General features: G+C 60.1%; 20 protein-coding genes. 4 read left to right on the top strand and 16 right to left on the bottom strand.

Features of this window, described 5'->3' with window-relative positions; translation table 11 throughout:
• Nucleotides 1-108: 108 nt before the first annotated feature.
• The 6 genes from QD409_RS10460 to QD409_RS10435 all read right to left on the bottom strand — a co-directional run bounded on the left by QD409_RS10460 (nucleotide 109) and on the right by QD409_RS10435 (nucleotide 9,379).
• Nucleotides 109-3,144, bottom strand: coding sequence for an aminotransferase class III-fold pyridoxal phosphate-dependent enzyme (locus QD409_RS10460; protein WP_430762655.1), 3,036 nt, complete (start codon nucleotides 3,142-3,144; stop codon nucleotides 109-111).
• Between the two features lie 16 nt (nucleotides 3,145-3,160).
• Complete coding sequence (locus QD409_RS10455; protein WP_430762654.1) at nucleotides 3,161-3,877, bottom strand: SDR family oxidoreductase; 717 nt, start codon at nucleotides 3,875-3,877, stop codon at nucleotides 3,161-3,163.
• Entirely contained in the window at nucleotides 3,858-5,513 is a 1,656-nt protein-coding gene (locus QD409_RS10450; protein WP_430762653.1) for an amino acid ABC transporter permease, read from the bottom strand. Before QD409_RS10450 ends, QD409_RS10455 begins: the two co-directional genes overlap by 20 nt.
• A 66-nt stretch (nucleotides 5,514-5,579) precedes the next feature.
• Nucleotides 5,580-6,326, bottom strand: a complete 747-nt coding sequence (locus QD409_RS10445; protein ID WP_430762652.1) for a transporter substrate-binding domain-containing protein — start codon at nucleotides 6,324-6,326, stop codon at nucleotides 5,580-5,582.
• A 279-nt stretch (nucleotides 6,327-6,605) separates the two neighbouring features.
• Entirely contained in the window at nucleotides 6,606-7,640 is a 1,035-nt protein-coding gene (locus QD409_RS10440) for a LacI family DNA-binding transcriptional regulator (RefSeq protein WP_430762651.1), read from the bottom strand.
• A gap of 404 nt (nucleotides 7,641-8,044) precedes the next feature.
• Nucleotides 8,045-9,379, bottom strand: a complete 1,335-nt coding sequence (locus tag QD409_RS10435; RefSeq protein ID WP_430762650.1) for an aspartate aminotransferase family protein — start codon at nucleotides 9,377-9,379, stop codon at nucleotides 8,045-8,047.
• Between the two features lie 143 nt (nucleotides 9,380-9,522).
• On the opposite strand from QD409_RS10435, the gene QD409_RS10430 reads away from it, so the two are divergent.
• Nucleotides 9,523-10,071: a cupin domain-containing protein gene (locus QD409_RS10430; RefSeq protein WP_092844629.1), complete on the top strand. Its 549-nt coding sequence runs from the start codon at nucleotides 9,523-9,525 to the stop codon at nucleotides 10,069-10,071.
• Nucleotides 10,072-10,190: 119 nt separating this feature from the next.
• Here the strand turns inward: QD409_RS10430 and QD409_RS10425 are convergent, their stop codons facing one another.
• From QD409_RS10425 to QD409_RS10395, 7 genes are all read right to left on the bottom strand, one after another.
• Entirely contained in the window at nucleotides 10,191-10,922 is a 732-nt protein-coding gene (locus QD409_RS10425) for a molybdate ABC transporter substrate-binding protein (protein ID WP_430762649.1), read from the bottom strand.
• Nucleotides 10,919-11,707: an ABC transporter ATP-binding protein gene (locus QD409_RS10420; RefSeq protein ID WP_430762648.1), complete on the bottom strand. Its 789-nt coding sequence runs from the start codon at nucleotides 11,705-11,707 to the stop codon at nucleotides 10,919-10,921. Before QD409_RS10420 ends, QD409_RS10425 begins: the two co-directional genes overlap by 4 nt.
• Nucleotides 11,697-12,731, bottom strand: coding sequence for a FecCD family ABC transporter permease (locus QD409_RS10415; RefSeq protein ID WP_430762647.1), 1,035 nt, complete (start codon nucleotides 12,729-12,731; stop codon nucleotides 11,697-11,699). The genes QD409_RS10420 and QD409_RS10415 overlap by 11 nt, the downstream gene beginning before the upstream one ends.
• The gene (locus QD409_RS10410) at nucleotides 12,728-13,789 is read right to left on the bottom strand and encodes an ABC transporter substrate-binding protein (protein WP_430762646.1); all 1,062 of its coding nucleotides are present in this window, start codon (nucleotides 13,787-13,789) and stop codon (nucleotides 12,728-12,730) included. The genes QD409_RS10415 and QD409_RS10410 overlap by 4 nt, the downstream gene beginning before the upstream one ends.
• Before the next feature lie 218 nt (nucleotides 13,790-14,007).
• On the bottom strand, nucleotides 14,008-15,030 hold the full coding sequence (locus QD409_RS10405; RefSeq protein ID WP_092844637.1) for an ABC transporter permease: 1,023 nt from the start codon (nucleotides 15,028-15,030) through the stop codon (nucleotides 14,008-14,010).
• Complete coding sequence (locus tag QD409_RS10400) at nucleotides 15,014-16,549, bottom strand: sugar ABC transporter ATP-binding protein (protein ID WP_430762645.1); 1,536 nt, start codon at nucleotides 16,547-16,549, stop codon at nucleotides 15,014-15,016. The genes QD409_RS10405 and QD409_RS10400 overlap by 17 nt, the downstream gene beginning before the upstream one ends.
• Before the next feature lie 159 nt (nucleotides 16,550-16,708).
• Nucleotides 16,709-17,695: a sugar ABC transporter substrate-binding protein gene (locus QD409_RS10395; RefSeq protein WP_092844641.1), complete on the bottom strand. Its 987-nt coding sequence runs from the start codon at nucleotides 17,693-17,695 to the stop codon at nucleotides 16,709-16,711.
• A gap of 338 nt (nucleotides 17,696-18,033) precedes the next feature.
• Here QD409_RS10395 and QD409_RS10390 point away from each other — a divergent pair, with 338 nt between their 5' ends.
• The 3 genes from QD409_RS10390 to QD409_RS10380 all read left to right on the top strand — a co-directional run bounded on the left by QD409_RS10390 (nucleotide 18,034) and on the right by QD409_RS10380 (nucleotide 19,652).
• On the top strand, nucleotides 18,034-19,044 hold the full coding sequence (locus QD409_RS10390; RefSeq protein WP_092844643.1) for a LacI family DNA-binding transcriptional regulator: 1,011 nt from the start codon (nucleotides 18,034-18,036) through the stop codon (nucleotides 19,042-19,044).
• A gap of 72 nt (nucleotides 19,045-19,116) precedes the next feature.
• Nucleotides 19,117-19,473, top strand: coding sequence for a GNAT family N-acetyltransferase (locus QD409_RS10385; RefSeq protein ID WP_430762644.1), 357 nt, complete (start codon nucleotides 19,117-19,119; stop codon nucleotides 19,471-19,473).
• Entirely contained in the window at nucleotides 19,419-19,652 is a 234-nt protein-coding gene (locus tag QD409_RS10380; protein WP_430762740.1) for a GNAT family N-acetyltransferase, read from the top strand. Before QD409_RS10385 ends, QD409_RS10380 begins: the two co-directional genes overlap by 55 nt.
• A 72-nt stretch (nucleotides 19,653-19,724) precedes the next feature.
• Here QD409_RS10380 and QD409_RS10375 read toward each other — a convergent pair whose 3' ends face one another.
• The 3 genes from QD409_RS10375 to QD409_RS10365 all read right to left on the bottom strand — a co-directional run bounded on the left by QD409_RS10375 (nucleotide 19,725) and on the right by QD409_RS10365 (nucleotide 23,370).
• Nucleotides 19,725-20,669 (bottom strand): isoaspartyl peptidase/L-asparaginase family protein, encoded by a 945-nt coding sequence (locus QD409_RS10375; RefSeq protein ID WP_430762643.1) that lies wholly within the window; start codon nucleotides 20,667-20,669, stop codon nucleotides 19,725-19,727.
• 89 nt (nucleotides 20,670-20,758) lie between these two features.
• Nucleotides 20,759-22,297 carry a hydantoinase/oxoprolinase N-terminal domain-containing protein gene (locus tag QD409_RS10370; protein WP_430762642.1) on the bottom strand — a complete coding sequence of 513 codons (1,539 nt, stop codon included), beginning with the start codon at nucleotides 22,295-22,297 and terminating at the stop codon, nucleotides 20,759-20,761.
• On the bottom strand, nucleotides 22,294-23,370 hold the full coding sequence (locus QD409_RS10365) for a DUF917 domain-containing protein (protein WP_430762641.1): 1,077 nt from the start codon (nucleotides 23,368-23,370) through the stop codon (nucleotides 22,294-22,296). Before QD409_RS10365 ends, QD409_RS10370 begins: the two co-directional genes overlap by 4 nt.
• Nucleotides 23,371-23,429 lie beyond the last annotated feature (59 nt).

Genomic DNA, 23,429 nt, shown 5'->3' with positions numbered 1-23,429 from the left:
TCATTCAAGTCGCCGAACGTCGGGCATCACCCTTGTCGCAGTCGAAATTTAAACGTTTATATCGCCGCCAAAACTATTGCGGCTTGATCTCTATTGTGGGGCGGAAGCTTAGCGGCCCGGCAGGCGGGACAAGGTCTCGTCCAGCGCCCCCAGGAACCGATCGCAATCTTCGGTGCTGAACGGTGCCGGCGGCTTCACCTTCAGCACGTTATGGTGCGGGCCTTCGCTGCTGAGCAGGATGCGATGGTTGCGCTTCATCTCCGCAATCACGAAGTCCAGCTCGGCGGCTGCGGGCTCCAGCGTTTCGCGATCACGGACGAGCTCGACGCCGTTGAAGAGGCCGTGGCCGCGCACATCGCCGATGATCTCGTGACGCGCAGCGAGTGAACGCACACCGTCCAACAACCGGTCGCCGACGACACGGCAATGGTGCATCAGCCGCTCGTCGCGGATGACATCGAGAACGGCAAGACCGATCTCGGCCGAAACGGGATTACCGCCGAAGGTGTTGAAATACTCCATGCCATTGGCGAACGAGGCTGCGATGGCTTCCGTCGTCACCACAGCGGCCATCGGATGACCATTGCCGATCGGCTTGCCCATGGTGACAATGTCAGGCACCACGCCCTGCAATTCATGCGCCCACATGTGGCTGCCAACGCGCCCGAAGCCGACCTGAACTTCATCGGCCAGACAAAGACCGCCCGCAGCCCGCACATGGGCATAGGCTTCCTTCAAATAATTGGCCGGGAGCGTCAGCTGACCACCGGTCCCGAGAATGCCCTCGCTGAAGAACAACGCGGGACGACGACCTTCCACCGCAAGAGCGGAAACCTGGTTGCGCACGTCCTCCGCATATTTGCGGCCGGCATCCGCATCGCCATAGCGGAATCGGCCACGATAAAGATCGGGCATCTCGGCGACGCGAACATGCCGCGGACGCCCTTCTCCGCCCTTACCGTCAAACTTATAGGGGCTGACATCGATCAGGCTCGACAGATGCCCATGATAGGCATGATCGACCGTGATGATATCGTGGTTACGGGTATAGGCGCGCGCCAGCCGGATCGCGAGATCGTTCGCTTCGCTGCCGGAATTGACGAAGAAGCAGACATTGAGCGGATCGGGAAAAAGGCTTGCCAGACGGCGCGAATATTCCACCAGCGAGTCATGCAGATAGCGCGAATTGGTATTGAGCTTGCCGATCTGCGCCTGTGCCGCCTTCACCACGCGGGGATGGCAATGGCCGACGTGGCAGACATTGTTGACCATGTCGAGCCAGCGGGTGCCTTCCTCATCGATCAGATAGGCTCCCTCACCGCCGACGATTTTGAGCGGCGTCGCGGAATAGGCGATGCTGAGCGAACGGCCAATGCGACGATGACGCTCTCGCACCAGAAAATCCTTGTCCCTCGCGACGACGACCGAGGCAGGCTTAGAGAAACCGAAGACCACGCTCGGATCGGGGCTGATGGCCCGCCACACCTGCCATTGGTCGCGCACGCCGACGCCATGCATCTGCGCACCGAGACCGAGATGATCCGTGACGATCTGGAAATGCAGATGCGGGGACCAGTTGCCGTTTTCCGAAGCCTCGCCGAGGGTACAGAAAGCCTCGCCCTTGCCGATCTCCTGCCCCACTGAAAGCTCGATGATGCTCTCACGCGAAAGATGGCCATAGAGGGTCCAGAAGACATCCCCATCATTCGTGCGATGTTCGAGTAACACCGTAGGGCCGAAGCCGAACTCGACTGCATCATCGTGAATGAAAGCAACCGTCCCGACGAAAGGCGCATGTACCGGCTCTTTCGCTCGCCCGAAGAGATCGATGCCAAGATGGATGCTCTGGCGCTGACCAGCCGTCGGCGTCCGATAGGCATCGCTCTTGTAGATATTGCGATCCTCTCCGTAGAGACCGATCGCAAAATCGGCCCCAGCCTGTTCGACACGCTCTTCGATCAAGCGGGCCGCGCCAGTGGCATCGAGTGACGCCCAGGTGTCGGCATCCGGTCCCGCAGCGGTCAAATCGAGTGCCAAGACCTTCGGCCCCACAATCGACGGCTTGAAGATCCTGGCGAAGTCATGAGCGTTTCGTTCCAGCCAGCGCTCGATGCGGGTGCCGTGCGGGATCGGATCGAAGCCGCACGCATCGCGGATGCGGGCAATCGCCAGCGAGCGATTCTCGCGTTGCAGGCGCTGCAGTTCGCGCCAGACATCCTCCTGGCTCACCAGAAGGTAAGTGTTCTCCGGATTGTCGCGGATCTGCTTAGCCGCCATGCACATGCTCACCGCATAGCGCGTGCAAGTCAGATCGAAAATCAACTCAGCTTCGATCTCGCTGATCGGGTTGACGGCGTGATAGGCGCCAGCGAGGCGACCGATCGTATCGACCGGATCTTCCGCACCGATCAGCGCATACGCGCCGGCAACCGCGATTTCGATGACCCGCCAAGTCTCGACCATATCGCCGAAATCGAGCAGGCCGCTGGCGGCACCGGTCTCGTCGAGCAGGACGTTGTAGTCATTGGCGTCGTTATGGATGACCTGACGCGGGCATCGCTGCAGCCATGGCAGCACCTCGCTGGCGAAGCATTCAAGAATGGCCCTCACGACCTGTCGCTTGTCCTCGTCGGTGATGAAGACGAGATTTTCCAGATGCATGCCGGCACGGCCGATATCCCATGCATAAGAGCGTTTGGCGCCTGGGTGGCTGAAGTTCTCGAGGCTGCGATCCATCTCACCAAGCAAGCGGCCGAGCGTAACAACGCTTTGCCTGCCGCGTGTCGGTGATTTCGCCCAGACGCTGCCAGGCAGCCACGTCAATAACCGAGCGGTACGTTTGCCACGCAGTTCTGCAGCGATCGCCGTTGCACCGCTTCTATCCGCCAGCGGGCGCGAGATCGGAAGCTGCGGAGCAGCGTGAGCGAGATGATCGAGCACGGCAATTTGCATCTCGAGGTCGTCCGCCTCGGCGGGGGCATGCAGCTTGAGCAGAAAGCGCTCTGCATCCTCCGCCTCGATGCAATAGTTTAGGTCGTGCTCGCCCGGTAGTGCGGTGATCTTGCCCGAAATGCCATAGCTGTCGCGGAGAAGCGCGCCGATCATTTCGATCTCGCCGCCATGTTTTCCGTTCGCGTCGGTCATTGCCCCACCCTTTCTCTTACCAGGATACAGTCCGGCCGTCATAGGCCCGGAAACTGCCGCTGTCGGCCATCGTCGTCGTGTCGATCAAGTCTTTCAGACCCTGCGCACTTTGCGCGATGTCGACGACTGCATCCGGACCGCCCATGTCGGTGCGAATCCAACCCGGATGCAGTGAAATCACAGCAATGCCGTCACGCTGGAAGTCCTGCGCGAGCTTTACCGTCGCCATATTCAACGCGGCCTTCGAACAGCGGTAAGCATAGTCGCCGTCGTCATCGTCAAGTGTTCCCTCCGCAAGCGAGCCGGCGCGGCTGCTGATGTTGACCAACAGCTTGCGCCGTCCCGCGAGGAGATTTGGCTTGAGGGCCCGCGCGACCAGCAGCGGCGCGAGCGCGTTGATCCGCATGACCTCCATGAAATCATCCGCCCGCAGCGACATCAGTCCGCCAGTATCGCCGCGAACCGCCGCGTTGTTGATCACGATATCGATCGCCGTGCCTTCGAGTATCTTTCCCAAAGTTTCGATCGATACCGCATCGCTGACGTCGAGAGGATAGGACAGCATCGAAGCTGCCGCTCCCAACAGCTGCTGGCGTGCGCAAGCCAGCACGCGCCAGCCGTCACCGGCATAGAGTTCGGCAAGCGCCTTGCCGAGACCGCGCGATGCACCGGTCACCAGAACCGTGCCCCGTTCCTGCGACCGCGAAGAGCTGTTAGCGGTGCTTGACGTCATATTTCTTCTCGATGAGGCTCACGAAGCTTGCGGCAGCAAGCGTCAGCAGGATGTAGAGAACCGCTGCGGAGTTATAGGGCGCAAAGGGCAGGAAGCTTGCCGACTGGAACTCGCGCATGCGCTGCGTGATGTCGCGGATCGACAGGATCGACAGAAGCGACGTGTCCTTCAAGATGGCGATGAGTTCGTTGCCGAGCGGCGGGATGATGATGCGGAATGCCTGCGGGATGATAATCAACCGGGCAGTCTGCCAGCGGTTGAGCCCGATGCTTGCCGCAGCCTCTATCTGGCCGACTGGGATGGCGTTGATTCCGGAACGGAAAATTTCGGCGAGATAGGCCGAGTAGGCCAGTGCCATCGCGACGATGCCGCGCATCAGGTTCGGAGGATCTAAGACGCCCTGCGTCGCATCCTTCAAGGCGCCGCTGAGCGGCAGGCCGACATAGAGAACGATGACCAGCATCGGAATGCCGCGGATCGTATCGACAATGAATTCCGAACCGATCGACAACGGATGCCGGCGATGGAGAAAGCCGCCGAGGGTCAGGAGGCCGATCACGATGGCAACGACCGAGAAGGTGATACCCGCGGCACGATCACGGTCGTTCAACGCCTGCGTGCGCCAGATAACCGGCCAGTCGGACGGAACCGATGCTTCGGGCAGCAAGGCACCGCTGACATCCTGTTTCTTGCCGACAGCCTCGATGGCCTGTGGAGGAGCGACGAAGGTCCTGAGCGGCGTTTCCGCCTTCGGCGCACCCTCATACTGGCCGAAGCGCACTGCACTGATCAGCCCTGATGGTGTGTTGGTGACGATGCCGATCTTGCCGCCAAGCGTACCTGCCAGAACGTAGTTGTCACGCGGCTGCAGCAGGAACCAGGTGGAAAGAGCAGCAAGGCCAAACGTCATCGCCACGAAGCCGATCAGGCTTGAACGCGTATAACGCAGCTTCTGCAGACCGACCCAGAGGAGGCCAAGAAATGCGGCCAATAGATAGGCCGCTATCGCCGCTCGGATCGTGGTGGCAAGACCTGAGGCGAAAGCGATATAGGCAATCAGGAAAACAAAGGCTAGGCCGGCACCGTTGATCACGCCAAGGAGCCACGCCCCTGCCCAACGCGCAGCGCTTTCAGCCGGGATCGAGACGCGACTACCGATGGCGAGCAGGCTGAGACCGGCCACGAGCAGTACGGCATAGGCCGGCCAGATCCAGGCCTCCACTTGTCGCACCATCACATCGGCCGTCGGCGTCAGCTGACGAGGCGTCACACCCTTGACGACAAGATCGGACTTGAAGGGATCGACGCTGTTGGCGACCACCGAGGCAATGAAGGGATGAACCATATCGCCTGCAAGGATCGCAGCGGTCGCGATGAGGCCAAGAAGCGTCACGGTGATGGTCAGGCGCGGCCGCGCAACTTTCGCCCGCGACAGATAAAGGACGGCAATACCGGACCCGAACGCGGCCGTCAGCAATAAGAAGCCGGGCACGAAAGCCGAAGATCCGGGCTCCACGCCAAGGATGGCTTGCAGCGAACGCTGATAGTCCGGCGAGGATGCGAACAGATAAACGCTGAAAGGCAGCGCCGCGAGAATGATCAGGTTGCTGGGCCGCACGCTTTTGATGAATAACATTCCGGCCTCCAGCGCCAGATCGAGCAGACGGTGCCGGGAGCGCGGCGACGCGCTCCCGGCAAAAACTTACTTGAGGCCCCAATATTTGGCGATCAGCTTGTCCAGCGTGCCGTCCTTCTTGATCTCCTGCAGACCTTCGTTGAAGGCAGCAGCATTCGCGTCGCCCTTACGGAAGACCAGCCCGATCGGATCGGATTGCAGTCCCTTGATGGCCGCTACCAGCTGGCCGGCAAATTCGCGCTCATAGGCTGCGGCATTCGCACCGTTGATGACGACGCCGTCGACATCCTTGTTCTTGAGCGCGATGATCGCCGCGCTGAACGTGTCGTAGGCGCCAACGTTTTCCTTGCCGACGAGACCCTCTGCAACCTGGGCATCGGTCGTATTGGCCTGCGCCGAAAGCTTGCGCCCCTGCGCCTTGAATTGCTCGAGCGTCATACCCTGATCTTCTGCGCGCGTCAGGATGACCTGGCTGTTGACGATATAGGGATCGGAGAAATCCATGGCCTTCTTGCGCTCGTCGGTGATCGACACGCCAGAGGCTACGAGATCGAAATTGCCCTGATCGAGCGCGGCGAAGATACCATCCCAGCCCGTCGTCACGAACTCGGCCTGGCAATGGATCTTGGTGCAGATGGCGTTGACGACATCAACGTCGAAACCGACGATCTGGCCGCTCGCCGGATCGATGCTCTCCATCGGCGGCGAAGTTGTATCCGAGCCGACCTTGAGCAGCTTGCCGCCGAGATCGGCGGCCTGAGCAGCGCCCGCGGCCAGCATGGCAAACGCAAGCGTCACGACAAATTTCTTCATTTCTTCCTCCTCAACGTCGGCACAGCCATCCAGGCAGGGCGCGACAAACCCCTAATGAAGATCCCAACTCCTCGGTGCTACCAGTCCGATCTTCGTTTCTCACTCCGACTTCCTAACAAGGAATATAAACGTTTTCAATATTAATATAAACGTTTTTATTTCAAATCCACAAAGCCATGAAAGAGGCCGCATGGAACAAAAACCCAGAGCAATGCCGCTCTGGATGTCTGGAAGACATGCCAGATATCGAGGGGCGCGATATGGAAAATAGCGGTGGGATCAGCCGCGAGGCATCAGGCGATCGTCCGAACGCTCGATCAGCTTCGGCATGATGAGGACCTGAAGGCTTTCCGGAGACTCACCTTCCATGCGGCGCAAAATATAGGTCCCAAGCAGCTCGCTCGGCTCGTGAATCGGCAGAAAATAGGTGGTGATCGGAGGAGCGAAATATTGGCTCACATTGAGATCATCAGTCGCGTTGATCACAGCGTCGCGTCCGTGCACCAGACCGCGTTCATGGAAGCCGGAAAAGGCACCGAGCGCTGAGGCTTCATTGGCGCAGATATAGGCCGTCGGCGGATCAGGCAGACGGGACATCGTCAGCACGGTTTCCCGACCAAATGCGGGCGTCAGCCGACCGTGAACGACGAGTTCTGGATCGAACGAGAGCCCTGCGATTTCCAGAGCATGCCGATAGGCATCGAGCCGGGTGATGGCATAGGTGAGATCGGACATTGGATTGACGAGCGCGATGCGGCGATGGCCACGCTCGACAAGCCGTGCGACCGATCGGCGGATCATCTGCTCATTGTCGGCATCCACATAGGCGTGCGGATCGTTGTGGATCGTCGTGCCATAGGTGACGAACGGAAAATCGGCCTCCTGCATGATGCGGACGCGCGGATCATCAGCATGCGTGCCAGAAACGATAATGCCATCGGCCTTCTTCAGCGAGACGATCTGCCGGATAGCGGCCAGGCTCTCTTCGAAAGAGCGCACGGCATAGAGGGAAACACGATAGGGGCTTTCTTCGAGCGCCCACGAGATGCCGCTGAGGAGCTGGGCGTATTCGACACCTTCCCATTCCTGCTGCTTTGGTCCGGGCGCCGTCATGATGGCAGCGACCTGATAGGTCTTGCCAGTCCGCAGCTGCACGCCGTGCATGTTCAGCTCGTAGCCGACACGCTCCGCAGCGGCCACGACGATCGCTCGGGTTTCCGGGCGAACCTGCGGCGAATGCTTCAGAGCTTTCGATACGGTGGCGATCGAAAGGCCCGTTTCCTGCGCGATAGTCTTGATCGTCGGTCTCTGCATGCAGTTCGGCTCGCTACGACTGATTCCTGCCAAGGGAGGCGGCCAAGAGGATATAGATCGCGGATGCCCAAGCGAAAGCCCGGTCGCGCAATCCTCTCCTCCGACCAAGCATCGGAGTTTTCGGCCATATCGCTTTTAGAGGCGGGAGAACAGAACTTTTCCGCGATTGTCCGCGCTATTTCTATCTCTCCTTGCCGACACTTCGAACCGAATCCACTGGCGCGGGTTGCGTTCAAGGGCGTTTTGCAAGGCTCCGGCATTCTTGATGCCAGCCTTGCAAATGCGAAATGGAGCGGGGATTTGTGCCGGCATTCGAGGGAGCGGCGCGACATCTGCAGACCATGCGCAGATTATGCATGAGGGAAGCCTGGCCGGCGATTTGCCGCCGGCCAGGCTTATACTTGTCAAGCGGCTCTCTTCAGCGCATCGCCGACCACGGAGACGATCGTTTCGATCTGAGCGCGTTCGATGATGAGCGGCGGCGACAGTGCGATGATGTCGCCGGTCACGCGGATCAACAGCCCCTTCTGGAAGCAGTCGACGAAGACGTCGTAAGCACGCGTGCCGGGCGCGCCGTCGCGTGGGGCGAGCTCGATTGCGCCGACGAGGCCGAGATTGCGGATGTCGACCACATGCGGCAGTCCCTTCAGCGAATGCAGCGCATTTTCCCAATCGCTCGCCAGCTCGCTGGCACGCGTCAATAGGCCTTCCTCCTCGTAGACTTCCATCGTTGCAAGACCAGCGGCGCAGGCGACCGGATGCCCCGAATAGGTATAGCCATGGAAGAGCTCGATCTGGTTTTCCGGGCCAGTCATGAGGCCATCATAGACCTTGCGGCTGGCGAAGACCGCACCCATCGGGATGGTACCGTTGGTGATGCCCTTGGCCGTCGTCACAAGGTCGGGAACGACACCGAAATAGTCCGTCGCAAAGGGCGTGCCCAGGCGGCCGAAGCCGGTGATCACTTCATCGAAGATCAACAGGATGCCGTATTTGTCGGCGATCGCCCGCAGCCGCTCGAGATAACCCTTCGGCGGCAGAATGACGCCTGCGGAACCGGACATCGGCTCGACGATGACGGCGGCGATGGTTTCCGCGCCGTGCAGCGCCACCAACCGCTCGAGATCCTCCGCAAGCTCGATGCCATGCGCCGGCAATCCCTTGCTGAAGGCGTTGCGCTCGACATCAAGCGTGTGGCGCATGTGGTCGGCCGGGATCTGCGGGAAAACGCGGCGGTTGTTGACGAGGCCGCCGACGGAAATGCCGCCGAAGCCGACACCATGATAGCCCTTTTCGCGGCCGATGATGCGGGTGCGGGTGCCCTGCCCGATCGCACGCTGATAGGCGATGGCGATCTTGAGCGCGGTATCGACGGATTCGGAGCCAGAGCCGGTGAAGAATATACGGTCGAGCCCGGCCTTTGGGCCGCCTGGCGCGTGTGCGGCAAGCTTTGCGGCGAAGTCGAAGGCGATCGGGTGCCCCATCTGGAAGGTGGGGGCGAAATCCATCGTCGAAAGCTGACGCTCGACTGCCTGGGTGATCTTCTTCCGGCCGTGGCCGGCGTTCACGCACCAGAGGCCGGCCGTGCCATCCAGCACCTTGTTGCCGTCAACGTCGGTGTAATACATGCCATCGGCCGCAGCCAGCAGCCGAGGCGCCGCCTTGAACTGGCGATTTGCCGTGAACGGCATCCAGAAATTGTCGAGAACCGGGGTGTTGGTGTGGGTGATCTTGTCCATCGTCGCCTCCATTACGCTACCACTGACATCATTGATTTTCCTGCGCCGAACAAGTCCTTTTCTATGCTGATTTAAGCTATTGATATTACTGATGCGATGTGTAGAGTTTTCGATATTTCGAACACCTGAAACGCGGGATCACAATGTCTGTCGATATCGGCAATCGTCTTCGCCATTTGCGTCTGGCGCGCAGCCTTTCGCAGCGCGAGCTTGCCAAACGCGCCGGCGTGACCAATTCGACGATCTCGCTGATCGAATCCAATTCGGCCAATCCGTCGGTCGGTGCGCTCAAGCGGATTCTCGACGGCATCCCGATCGGCCTTGCCGAATTCTTCGCCTTCGAGCCGGAAGCGCCAAAGAAAGCCTTCTATGCAGCCGAGGAACTCGTCGAGATCGGCAAGGGTCCGATTTCCTATCGGCAGATCGGCGAGAACCTGTTCGGCCGCAGCCTTCAGATCCTGAAGGAGTGTTATCAGCCGGGAGCCGATACCGGCAAGGTGCTGCTTGTGCATGAAGGAGAAGAAGGCGGCATCGTTTTGTCCGGTCGCCTCGAAGTTACCGTCGACGACGAACGGCGCATTCTCGGACCTGGAGACGCCTACTATTTCGAAAGCCGCCGCCCGCATCGTTTCCGCTGCGTCGGCCCGGTTCCTTGCGAGGTCATCAGCGCCTGTACGCCACCAAGCTTCTGATTACTTTTGAGCTACTTGCCCTTAGTCCTATGGGTTTCGACGGAAGCACACGCTGGCAATGCTCATCACGCAACCGCATGGCGGCGAAGCCGCGGGTCATGTCCTTAAGCTCGGTCAGATTAGCCGGCGGCAGAAAAGCCGGCTTCGCTCAGGATTTGCTGCCCACGGGCTGAAAGCAAAAAGTCCCTAAAATGCCTCGTTTCCATGTCCGCATCTCTGCGAATTGCAACGCCATACTCGATGAGCGGCTGAAATTCGCCGGGGATATCGACAACGGCGAAAGCCGGGTCGGCCGCCAACAGCCGCGCATTCGAGGAGTAGCTCATCATGAGGTCGACCTCGCCGTCGGTAATCAGATAGCCGCCACTCTTGCGCGGTGGCTGCGGCGGCGAATTACGCCCGCCGACCAACTGACAGGCCCGGGATTTCAGCGCCTCGCCTTTTCCCGGATATCGGGCTTCGATGCGATCAAAAACCTCGAAAGCATAGTCACCGCCCGGGTCGTCGCCCGGTGTCGACGTGCCAATCCTCACGGCCGGGCCGGATAGAACTGAGAGAAAATTCTCTGTTGTCAGGCCGAGATCGGCCCGGGCAAGCACGCACAGCCGATTTCGGGCGAAGCATATGGGATCTTCCGTCAGACCGGCGGCAGCAAGACGCCGCGGATGTGCCATATTGGCGGAAGCGAAAAGATCGAATCTTGCGCCCGCCTCGATCTGCTCGCGCAACAATCCTGCCGGCCCGAGCGTCAGCGAAACGGCAATGCCGGTTTCCTGACCAAAAACCCCGATGATCGCCGGGAAAGCATGGCGCAGACTGCCGGCGGACAGGACATGAACTGCATCATTCACGGGCGATTTCCTCTCTTATTCCCTTGCCTGAACAGCGGTACGAAAGCCGTTTCCATGAGTTCGCCACTTGCAAGCACCGTCGAACGGACCGGAACACCGTAGAGCGCTTCAAGGTTGGCCTCGGTCATCACGTCGTCGGTGGAGCCGAAGACCGCCTTCGCCTGATCGAGCATAAGCAGGACTTTGTCGGCAACAGCCACGGCGTGGTTTGGCTGATGCGTCGTGAAGGCAATGGCCAAACCCTCGCGATCGGCGAGCATGGCGAGCAACGAAAGCACCACGTCCTGGTTCTTGAGATCAAGCGCCGAAGCCGGTTCGTCGAGCAGCAATACTGCGTTCTCACCGGCGAGCGCCCGGGCTATCAGCACGAGTTGACGCTCGCCGCCGGAAAGCGCGTCTATGTTCCGCCGCGCATAGTCGGCCATGCCGGTAGCATCCAGTGCCACCATCGCCTTCTCGACATCGGCCTTGCGCGGCGTCTGGAAGAGGCCGATGTGGCGAGCGCGGCCCATCAGCACCACATCCAGCACCGAATAGGGAAATGAGCCGGAAAATTCCTGCGGCACGAAACCGGTCCGCTCGTTCCGCTGAATGCGGCCTGACGTCGGCTTTTGAAGCCCGGCCAGCACGCGCAGCAAGGTCGATTTGCCGCGACCGTTCGGCCCCAGGATAGCAACGATCTCCCCAGCGCTCAGCTCAAAGTCGAGATCGCGAAATTGCCAGCGCTCGCCGTCGTAGGACTGGCTCGCCCCAATTATTTGCAGCCTGACCGGATCAGAAGCCACGCGCGCCTCTCTGGGTCTGCCGCAACACAAGAGCGAAGACAGGCGTGCCGATCAGCGCCGTGAGGATCCCGAGCGGAATTTCCGAACCTGTCGCGGTCCGCGCAACGGTGTCAATGATCAACAGATAAAGCCCGCCGATCAGCAGAGAAGCCGGCATCATCAGACGATGATCCGGACCGACAAGCATGCGCGCCATATGCGGCACGACAAGCCCTACCCAGCCGATGATGCCGCTGACGGCAACCTGCGCCGCGACGATGCAGGAAACGAGTATCAGGATCAGCCAGCGCAGCGGCTCGACATTAACACCGAGCGCACGAGCATCCTCATCGCCGATCGACAGCAGGTTGATACGCCAGCGCAGACCCAGCAACAGCAGGCCACAAATCACGACCGGACCGATAACCAGCGAGAGTTTCTCCCAGTTAGCCGTCGCAAAGCTGCCGAGCAGCCAGAAGACCATGGCGGGCAGCTTATCCTCGGAGTCGGCGAGATATTGGACAAGACTTACCAGCGCCCCGAAGAAGCCGCTGACGACGACGCCTGCAAGCACCAGCGCCAGGATGTTGCGGCGCGCGACAATACCATTCAGGGCATAGACGATGATGAGAGCGGACAGCCCGAAGGCAAAGGCTGAGCCGAGCAGGCCATAACGCGAGAAACTCAATAGGATGGCGAGCGTACCACCGAAAGCGGCCCCGGAGGAAACGCCGACGACCTGCGGCCCGACCAGAGGATTGCGGAACACCCCCTGCAGCGTCGCCCCAGACAGGGCGAGGCCCGCGCCCGTCAACAGCGCCAGCAGGATGCGCGGCATGCGTACCGTGAAGACGACATTGGCCTCAGTCGCCGTTATGGGCACTGCAGGTGCCGAGATCGGCGACCAGAGAATTTCGACGACCCGCGGGAATGGAATGTCGTAACGCCCCATCCCGAGCGAGACGACCGCAGCAACCGAAAGCAGGATCGCCAACATGGCGATAACAGCCTGTGGCGCCCGCCGCGGGAAAGCGCTGGCGCTCATTGCGCCGCGCGATAATCGGTGCGGTAGAATTCCTTGTAGTAGGCGTCCGCTTCCTTCTGCATGTCGATATCCTTGAAGCGCTCGGGATAAAGCTCCTTCGCCATCCAGAGTTCGCCGAGCGCCATCGCCTCCGGCATCGGATAGCCCCATGCCTTGGCATATTCCGGCATCAAATAGATGCGGCCATTCTTGACGGCATCGATGGTCTGCCAGGAGGCAGCCTTCTTGATGTCACCAACGACGGCGGGGTAGCGCTCCTGAACGAAGATCACGGCGGGATTCCATTTCAGCACGTCTTCCATCGTCACCTGCTTGAAGCCGCTGATCGAATTGGCCACGTTGCGGGCACCGGCGCGCTCCATCATCAGGCCGGTATATTTACCGCGGCCGTAAGTCGTAAGGTCGGGATTGGCCATATAGACCGGCACGCGCTTGTCTTCCGAAATATCGGCAAGGCGGTCGGCAACGAGCTTGCGGGTCTTCTTGGTGACCGCAATCATCTCCTCGCCCTTGTCCTTGCGACCGAGAACATCGGCGATGAGCCGCACGCCGGTCGCAAAGCCGGAATCGATCGCAGCCGGCTCATCCTTGACAGAGGGATTGAGCTTGACGGCTTCTTCCGGCGGGACATCAAGAAGCGAGATCGCCACGACGGGAAGGCCGGCATCCTCGATCTGCTTCACCATATCGGCTGGTGCATAATTGGTCACGAAGACCACGTCCGGCTTCAATTTCAAGAGCTCTTCGATATTGACCTTCGTCAGGCCGCCCGGCATCGGCAGATTGGGCAGTTGCGGCGCCAGCAGTACATAATTGGCGCCCAGCTGCTTCTTCCATTCGTCGAGAACGCCGACCACCTTGTCCATCGCATCGAGCTGAACCGCGATATTGAGCGTCTGATGCTGCAGGATGACGATCCGGTTGACTGTGTCCGGAATATGCACCTGACGGCCGATCTGGTCGGTGACGATACGGTCGGCCCAGGCGGGAGCGGAAAACAGCAAGCTAGCGAAAAGGAGGGAAATTTTCGCAATGAAAAGCAGATGGCGACGGCGCATGGAATTCTCCTGAAAGGGTGCCAATCGCTATCATTATATTTCTGCGTATACAACGGTCCTGTCGCGCAGAAGTACACTCTCGCTCCGACGGTACATCGGGGGCGAAGCCTCAGAAATATTTCAACTTTCTGAAATAGCGCAGCATGCCACTCTCGGAACGACAAAGGCGCGAGGTGAACCCCGCGCCTTATTGGAAGTCGTTGAAATTCAGCGGCAAATCACCGCGTTTCAAGTATCCGCATCAACCGGCCGCGATAGCTATCGAGAATGACTGCCAGCACGATGACGGCACCGATGACGATCGGCTTGATGTTGTCGTCAGCACCGAGCAGCTGCAGCCCCGTGGACAGCACCTGCAGAATGCAGGCACCCACCAGCGTGCCGACGATCGATCCCTTGCCGCCCGAAAGGCTGGTTCCGCCGATAATGACTGCGGCGATGGCATTCAGCTCATAGCCGATACCAGCGACAGGGCTGCCGACATTGAGGCGCAGCAGATAGACCATGGCTGCAATGCCCGCCGTCAGCCCGGAAATCGTGAAGACCGCGATCTTGATCTTTTTTGGCTCGTGCCCCGACAGTCGGACCGCCTCCTCATTGGTGCCGACCGCGAAGACGAAGCGGCCGAACACCGTGTAGCGCAGCACAAACCAACCGATGAGGACGACGACGACCGCAATCAAGAAGATCGATGGGAGTATATCCCAGAAGATCAGGTTGCCGAAATCGACGAAAGGCTGCGGCAGGCCGGTGATGGTCGAATTGTCGCTGACAACACGCGCAAGACCGCTTGCAACGTTCAGCATGCCGAGCGTGACGATGAAGGACGGAAGCTTCCACTTCTCGCACACCCAGCCATTGATCGCGCCAAGGACGGCGCCCGTGCCCATGGAGGCGAGCGACGCCAGAATGATCGCCTGCCATGGAGAAAGCCTGGGATCGACCATGATCGTCGCGCCGATAACAGTGCAAAGGGCAAGCAGCGAGCCGACGGAGAGATCGATGCCGCCGACGAGGATGACGAAGGTCATCCCCGAGGCAAGCACGGTGTTGATGGCGATCTGTACGAAGATCTTCAGAAAATTCTCCGGAGTCGCGAAATATGGCGCGGTGGCCGAGAAGAATATCAGGATCAGAACGAGGGCGATCGTAACGCCCGCCTCCTTCATCGAGATTCGAATGAGCTTGTCCCAGAAGCTGCTCTCTTTCGCCTCGGTCGTTTGTTCAATGTTGCCGGACACGACTGTACTCCTTGTAAGCGAGTGAGAGGATCCTGCTCTCTTCGAATTGGTCCCGAGCTATTTCTCCGGCGATCTTGCCGTCCGACAGAACGATGATGCGGTGGCATATGCCGATGAGTTCCGGCAGGTCTGAAGAGACGACCAGAACGCCCTTCCCTTCGGCGGCGAATTTCCACAGAAGATCGTAGATTTCGGCCTTTGCCCCCACATCGATGCCGCGGGTCGGCTCATCGAAAATCAGCACCTTCGGGCCGCGGAACAGCCATTTGGCAATGACCACCTTTTGCTGATTACCACCGGAAAACGTCCTGACTATCTGATGAATGGAGGGCGTTTTTATTCGCAACTCCCGTACAAGACGCTGCGAATAATCATCCTCTATCTCTCGACTGATCAGACCGTTACGGGAGACCTTGCCGAGATCGGTTATCGTGGTGTTTTCGGCGCAGCTCATGTCGAGCATCAGGCCCTGCATCTTGCGATCTTCTGTCGCCAGGCACAGCCCGACGGCAACCGCGTCCTTCGGAGAGCCGATCTCGACCCGTTCGCCATTGATGCGAATTTCCCCGGCAGCCTTCGTATCGGCACCGAATATGGCGCGAACCGCTTCCGTCCGGCCGCTGCCGACCAGGCCGGCAATGCCGACGATTTCGCCTTTGGCGACGGAAAATGACAGCTCCGGGCTGTTGCGCGTGACCTTCAGGCCGGAAACCCCGAGCGCTTCGCCGGATAGGACGCTGTCACCGCGAAACGCACCATGATCCGAGAGTGTCCGCCCGACCATCAGTTCGACGATTTGCGGGATGCCCAACCCTGCAAGCGGCCGCGTGATGACATGCTGGCCATCGCGAAGGACAGTCACATCGTCACCGACTTCGAAGATCTCTTCCAGCCTGTGGGAGATGTAGAGCGTCGTGACGCCACGCGCTTTCAGCCGCTTCAGAATTTCGAAGAGGCGATCGACTTCCTTGGAGGTCAAGGTCGCCGTCGGCTCATCAAGAACGAGAAGTTTGCTTTCGTAGCAGAGCGCCTTGGCGATCTCGAGCAGCTGAAGCTGCGCAACGCTCAAGCGGCTCGCCAGCGTCGTCGGCGCCACATCGAGGCCAACCTCGGCCAGGAGTTCAGCCGCCCTGCCGTTCATTTCCTTGTAGTTCACCAGGCCGTATCGGCGAGGGAGATGCTCGAAGAGCAGATTTTCGGCAACCGTGAGATTGGAAAGAGGATGCAGTTCCTGATGGATGACACGAATGCCTGCCTTGAACGCCTCCAGCGGCGAGGATGGATCGTAACGCTGGCCATCAAACAGGATGTGGCCGTCGTCCGGCCTGAAAACACCCCCGAGCAAATTGATCAGGGTGGACTTTCCGGCACCGTTCTCACCAAGCAGAATATGTCCCTTGCCGCGACCGATCTGCATGGAGACATTCCTGAGCGCCACGACGCCCGGGAAGCGCTTGCCTATTCCGTCCAGCTTCAGGATGAAATTATCGTCAGTGCCTGACACGTCCACCTCATGCATGTTCTATTTCGAATGGGAGATGGTCACCCTTCCGCGCTGCGTGCACCGGGACGGTTCGGAAACGGCCTGTCCGGAGCAACGAGCAGAGGAAGCGGTCGGTAATGGATTGCGCCGGTCAGAAACCGGCGCCACCCTTGGCCTCAAAGCCGATAGTGTAGACTATTTGACGTCCTTGGTGGTGACGAGCTTGATGTCAGTCTTGACCCAGCCGCTGAATTTCTCACCGCCAAGTTCGCGAAGTCCGTACTTGATGCCCATGACAGCCATTTCCGCGCCGTACTGCTCGACGGTGGCGAGCATCTTGCCATCCTTGATCAGCGGCTTGACCGGCGGAATGTTATCGAAACCGACAACCTTGATCTTGCCGCTCTGTCCGGACGCATCCAGCGCCTTGACGACGCCGAGGGCCATGGAGTCATTGGCAGCCATAACACCCTGAATATTTTTATACTTCGTCAGGAAATTCGTCATGACGGTGTTGGCTTCTTCCGTCTCCCAATGCGCGGTCTTGCTGTCGAGAAGCTCAAGCTTGCCGCTCTTGATGGAGTCCACGAAGCCTTCCTTGCGCTCCTTGGCGTTGTCGGCCTCCGGATTGCCTTCGAGGATCACGACTTTTGCACCTGGCCCCAGATCCTTGGCAAGCGCGTCGCCTGCAAGCTTGGCGCCTTCCTTGTTGTCAGGCCCGAAGAAGGCGAGATCGATACCGGCTGCCTTCTTCGCGTCGGCATCGAGCGGCACGTCGATGTTGATGACCTTGACGCCGGCCTTCACGGCCTTTGCAAGCGGGGTGGCCATAGCCTTGGAATCGGCCGGCGCGACGACGATGATGTCGTATTTCTGCGTCACGAAATTCTCGACGGCATCGACCTGCGCGGCAAAGTCACGCTCGTCCTTCATGCCGACGGCCTTGAAGTCGAACTTGTCCTTGTTCTCAGCCGCATATTTGTCGGCGCCGGCCTTCATCTGCTTGAAGAACTCATTGGACAAGGATTTCATGATCAAGCCGACCTTGGGCTTGCCGGCAGCAAAGGCGGGCGACACGCCGCAGGACAATGCAAGCACCAACGTGCCTGCGAGACCGAGCTTCAACGCAGCGCGACGCGGCGCATTGAACAAGACGGATTCATGCTTAGTGGAATTGGACATTTCTTTCCTCCCGAACGGCTCTGGGCTCAGCTCCACCTGAGTTGTCGGCGACAATGAACCGTTTCCAACATCTATTGGGTAGCAATGCCTCCGAAAATTGTCAAGGCGCCATAAACCGGCCTAAAAACAGCATGGATTGCAATTTTTATCATATGCTGCAGTATGTACATTGAACCGTTTCCAAAGGGCATCCCGCTGTTTCCGTTGCATGAGCGCGGCGGCAGGCAAATTTAGGATGCGGCGCTTTGATGAAGGCGCTAGAGACCGCTATCTGCAAGCCCGGCTCAGACGCCTTTTGCGGCGGCTGAAGACGAAGATGAAGGACATGTGTTGCCGTTATGCCAAAGGTCGGGATCCGAGACGTTGCCAAGCTCGCCGGAGTGTCTACCGGGACCGTTTCGAGAGTCTTGAATGACCATCCCTCCGTCACGCAGGAAGTGAGAGCGCGTGTCAGCGGCATCATAAAGGACCTCGGCTATTTGCCCGATCCGTCCGCAAGAAGCATGCGCAGCAAGGTCAGCCGCCTCATAGGCATCGTCATTCCGGATCTGACCAATCCCTTCTTCTCGGAACTAGTCCAATCTGCCGAGCAGGCCGCTGCAAAGCACGGTTACAACATCATCGTCATGACGTCCTTCGATCATGCCGCAAAGGAGGCGGACCGGATCGGGCAGCTGACAAGCCGGAAGGTCGATGGCATCATCCTGGTGCCGAGCAACGATTTCCATACACTGAAGCTGCCGAAGGGACTGCCGATCGTCGTCGTCGATCGCCTGATGCCCGGATATTCCGGGATCGCTTCGGATCATCGCAGCGGGGTTAGGCTTGGCATCGACTATCTTTTGAAGCTTGGTCATCGCCGCATCGGCTTCATTTCAGGCCCTCAGCATTCCGTTCCCGCCAATGATCGCCTCAAGGGCTATCTCGACGCAATGAAGCAGGCGGGAGAAGGCGGACGATTGGCGGAGCCGCCGCTGATCGCCGAGGCGGGCTTCGACTATGAAAGCGGCCGCTCGGCCGGAAATTATCTTCTCGCGCGTGCCCGCAACGAGCGCCCGACCGCCATCTTCGCAAGCTCGGACCAGCAGGCGATCGGCTGCATGAGGGCGGCCTATGATCTGGGTATCCCAGTACCCGCGGCCCTTTCCATCCTGGGCTTCGACGGCATTCCGCTCTCCAGCATGACGATACCGCGCCTGACGACCGTGAAGCAGCCGATCCAGAAGATTGCGGCAGCAGCGGTGGAGGTTCTCTTGAATGAACAACCCGTACCGAGCGTCGATGACCCTGTGCTGTTCGCCTGCGAGTTGTCCGAAGGCGAGACGACGGCGGCGCCACAGCCCGACTAAGGTTGCGCCATTGAAATAGGGCAACCCGATCGCAATCTGGCATGTGATACTCAATCTTGAAGGCGTTTTGTCGTGACAGCAAGATCTATTCCGCGCTCACATATCCAGACAGCCCGTCTCCTGCTCCGGCCGACATCGGAAACAGACGCAAACCGGGCAGTGGAAATCCAGAGCGATTGGAATGTGGCACGCATGCTGAGCAACGCCACCTATCCTCCTGATCTAAAGGATATAGCAGACTGGTTTTCCAGCCATGGGCGAGAATGGGATGAAGGCACAGCCTATCGTTTCGCCATCGAGCGGGAAGGAAGAATGATCGGGATTGTCGATGTCGACTGCATTGTCGGTAGCGAGGGCAGCCTTGGCTATTTTGGCTGGAAAGATCGGCCTGGGGCAAGGGCTACGCCTTCGAGGCAGCGCAAGCGCTGATCGGCTTCGTCTTCTCGAAAGTCAGTCTTTCCAACCTGGTATCCGGTCATGCATCCGACAACCCTGCATCGGGCCGCGTGCTGACAAAGCTGGGTTTCACGCAAATCCACAGCAGAGAGCTTTTCTCGCGGGCACGCCGCGAGACCATCGTCCAGTGCTGTTATACGCTTGCACGCTAGGCGCCGCGACGCGACCAGCTCTCCACTTCCGAAGCAGAGCGCGGGCCGCATCCTTGCTCAATCAGACTCTCGTTACAGCTCGATTTCGTAGACCCGTTCATGCGTCGCAACGAAAGCCTTGCCTTCGGGCGTCACCCAGCCGCGAAACATCCCCGGCGTATTGTATGGCGCAACGGCGACACCCTGAGCGTCCACCGCGATCAGCCCCGCGCCTATCTGATATAGCGCCAGATCATGGTTGATCAGCGTATCCGTCGCCGTCTCGATGTCCTGCCGCAGATAGGCGATGCGAGACGCCACCTCGTGCCCGACGACATAGCGGATGAAGAACTCGCCCTTGCCCGTGCCTGAAACCGCGCAGACGCCATCGCGTGCATAGGTGCCCGCACCGATAACCGGGCTGTCGCCCACGCGCCCGTCAGGCTTGTTGGTGTAGCCGCCTGTCGAGGTCGCGGCGGCGAGATGGCCGTTCGCGTCGAGCGCTACGGCTCCGACCGTGCCGTGCTTCTCGTTCTCCGTTGCTTCCGTGCCGGCGGCGGCGTGACGCTTCATAGCTTGCAGCGCATCGACCCGCTTCTGCGTGGTGAAATAGGATTGCGGCTCGACCTGCAGACCCTTGGCTTCGGCAAAACGGTCGGCTGCAGGGCCGGTCATGTAGACGGCACGGCCATCTTCCATCAGCGCGCGGGCAGCCTTGATCGGATTGCGGATCGCGCAAGACGCACTGATGGCGCCTGCCTCCAGCGTTGCCCCGTCCATGATCGATGCATCGAGTTCGTGCACGCCGTTCTCGTTAAGTGCGGCGCCGTGGCCGGCGTTGAAATGCGGGCTGTCTTCCATGACCACGACAGCGGTTTCGACCGCATCGATCGCGCTGGCACCGGCCTTCAGCCGCGCATAGCCCGCGCGCAGGGCGGCGGCCAGATCACGGCGCGCACCGTCCCATTCCTCCGGCGTCATGCTGTCTTCCGGCATGACACCGCAACCACCATGAATAGCCAGTGCAATTTTCGTCATTTTCCACTCCGATCCGGTGCCGGGATACCCTGCCCGTTGATCACCGCTCTCACGAATGATGCCCGACCTTGGAGATCGGACGTCGCGATTTAGTTGAAGGCGATATCGCCGATGACCCTTACTCTTACGCGGCGCGCACCGCCAGGCAGATAAGCGATTGGAATGTCCTCGACTTCGAGCGTCTTCAGGCTGGCGCGGCTGGCGCCGGAAGCAACGGCAGCGTTCTGAGCCTCCGCCTCCGCCTTGGCGAGAGCTTCGTCGCGGCTCAACCCCGAGAACACCTGGTCGACTTCGCCCGAAACCTGCGCCATCGCAGCGCCAAGCGCATTGGCAACGCCGGCATTCTCGACGCGAAGAACCTCTGAAGCACCTGCGATCTTATCGGGGATCAGGAAAGCGCCGCCGCCGACGGCGATCAGTTGCACATCCTCCGCCGAAGTCTTCATCTGGTCGAAGCTGTCTGTCACCATGTCGCGGATGCGTCCGAGGCTTGCCTTCACGAAGGCCGGGTCGAGATCGCGAACGCGATCCTTGTCTCCCATCTCGATCAGACCGGCGGCGACGGCGACGTCCGACGTCGTCAGCGTATTGCCGCCGAAGACGCGTGCCTCCGTCAGGATGCGATAGCCAACCGAACGCGGTCCGATCTTTCCCGTTTCCGGATCGATGATCGTTCCGCCGCCAAGCGCGATCGGCAGGAGATCGGGCATGCGGAACAGCGTGCGCACGCCGCCGATATGGACGATGTTGTTGGCCTCGCGCGGGAAGCCGCCGACGAGGCAGCCGATGTCCGACGTCGTGCCGCCGACATCGACGACCATGGCATCGCTCAAGCCTGTCAGAAATGCCGCACCGCGCATCGAGTTCGTCGGGCCGGAGGCAAAACTGTGAACCGGATTGGCCGCGGCGACATCTGCAAGCGCTACAGTTCCATCGTTTTGCGTCAGATAAAAGGGAGCGGCAATGCCTGCTTCGCGCAGCGCATCCGAGAACGCCTGCACCGTGGTCCTGCCGAGCGACTGCAGTGCCGCATTGAGAAGCGCGACATTTTCGCGCTCGAGCAGGCCGATCCGTCCAAGCGTGTGCGACAGCGTGATCCTTGCATCGGGGATCACCGAACGGACAATCTCAGCGGCCTTGACCTCGCATTCGGTCGTCAGCGGTGAGAAGGTTGCCGATATCGCGATCGACGTGATGCCGGCATCGCGGATCTTCATCGCGGCTTCGCGGATCTCGTCGGGGATCATCGGAACGAGCGGACTGCCATCATACTCATGGCCGCCATGGACCATGAAGATCAACGGATCCACAGCCGCGCGCAAATCGTCCGGCCAATCGCACATCGGCGGCAGGGACGCGCCGGTCGGCAGCGCAATGCGGATCGCCGCCACCCTTTCCAGCCGCGCCCGCTCGACGACGGCGTTGGTAAAATGCGTGGTGCCGATCATCACAGCGTCGATCGGCCGGCCGGATGCGCCGGCATGGCCGGCCACATGGCTCAAGGCGGCCTTCACGCCGGACATAACGTCCTGCGTCGTGGGAACCTTGATGGAAGCGATGATCTTCTCACCGTCGATCAGAATGGCATCCGTATTGGTGCCGCCAACGTCAATACCGATGCGTTTCATGCGAATACCGATCTGAAATCAATGTCATAGCCGAAAGCGCGGGGGCCGACGGCGGCGATCCCCGCCGGAGAGGTCAAGAGCTCAGGCGCGGGCAAGGCCACGACGGTCACGCGTTGGCCGTAGCGCACGGATTCCGTGCCGATCGCGCTACCGGAGATCGTGTCGAGGAGGCAAAGAAGATCCGGCGTCATCGCCACCGGCTCGCCATCGCGGAAGGCGACCGCCCATTCATTCTGGAAGGCCAGCTCCATGCGAGCGCCCTTGTCGGCGTCGATGCCTTCGATCACGGTTCGCCCGCGCAGGAAGCCGCCGGTGGTTTCGCGCGCCACGTCTGTCACCTTGCCGCGGAACAATTGCTTTCCGCCCTCGTGGTCGAGAACCGCCTTGACCGGATCGTCATGACGTGCACGCGCCTCGATGACGGTGCGGCCGAGTTCCGTCGCCTTGGTGATCGTGTAGTGAATGCCCCAGTCCTTCACCTCGCGGCCGGTGCGCGGCGCCTTGCAGGTAGCGGCGGTCGAGCCGACTTCGGTGCAGACCTTGCGCGAAATTCGCTCCATCCACTTCCAGGATGCAGCCCTGGTGACGATGACCTCGTTGTCGCGCACGTCGACGAGAGAAAGCGGATACATCGGCAGATTGCCGATGGCGAAAGAGGTCATCTGCGCTTCGGGATAGGCACGCCCCATCGCATCGGCGTTGACGACCGGCCGACCCAGCATCGCAGCGGCAAGGAAGGACGACAGCGCATTCGAGCCGCCAATCTCGACGCTCATGATCGCGCGGAACGGCTTGCCGAGATAATCCTCCATGACCTCGACGGCCCGCGCAAGATGCACGGGATCGCTCAGACGCTCCTGCCCCACCAGCGGCGCTCCCATTTTCGAGACGACGGCAACCATGTCGTCATCGTCGAGCGCCATCGGATCCATCACCTGAACGCGACGGCCTTCAGCATAGAGCCTGCGAAGGTTGAGGGTCGAGATATAGGGATTGCCACCGCCGCCGGTTCCCAGGATCCAGGCTCCCGTTGCGAGCGGCTCGATATTTTCTTCGGAAAATTCCTGAAACATGTTTCACCTTCGGCAATAGCAGTCCCGACCCCGTGCGGGGCCGGGTTTATTTCATGTGC

Source organism: Rhizobium sp. BR 315, assembly GCF_050577975.1.
Lineage (GTDB): Bacteria > Pseudomonadota > Alphaproteobacteria > Rhizobiales > Rhizobiaceae > Rhizobium > Rhizobium miluonense.
The sequence above is the reverse complement of the archived record's forward strand: the minus strand, read 5'-3'. Positions and strand labels throughout refer to the sequence as shown.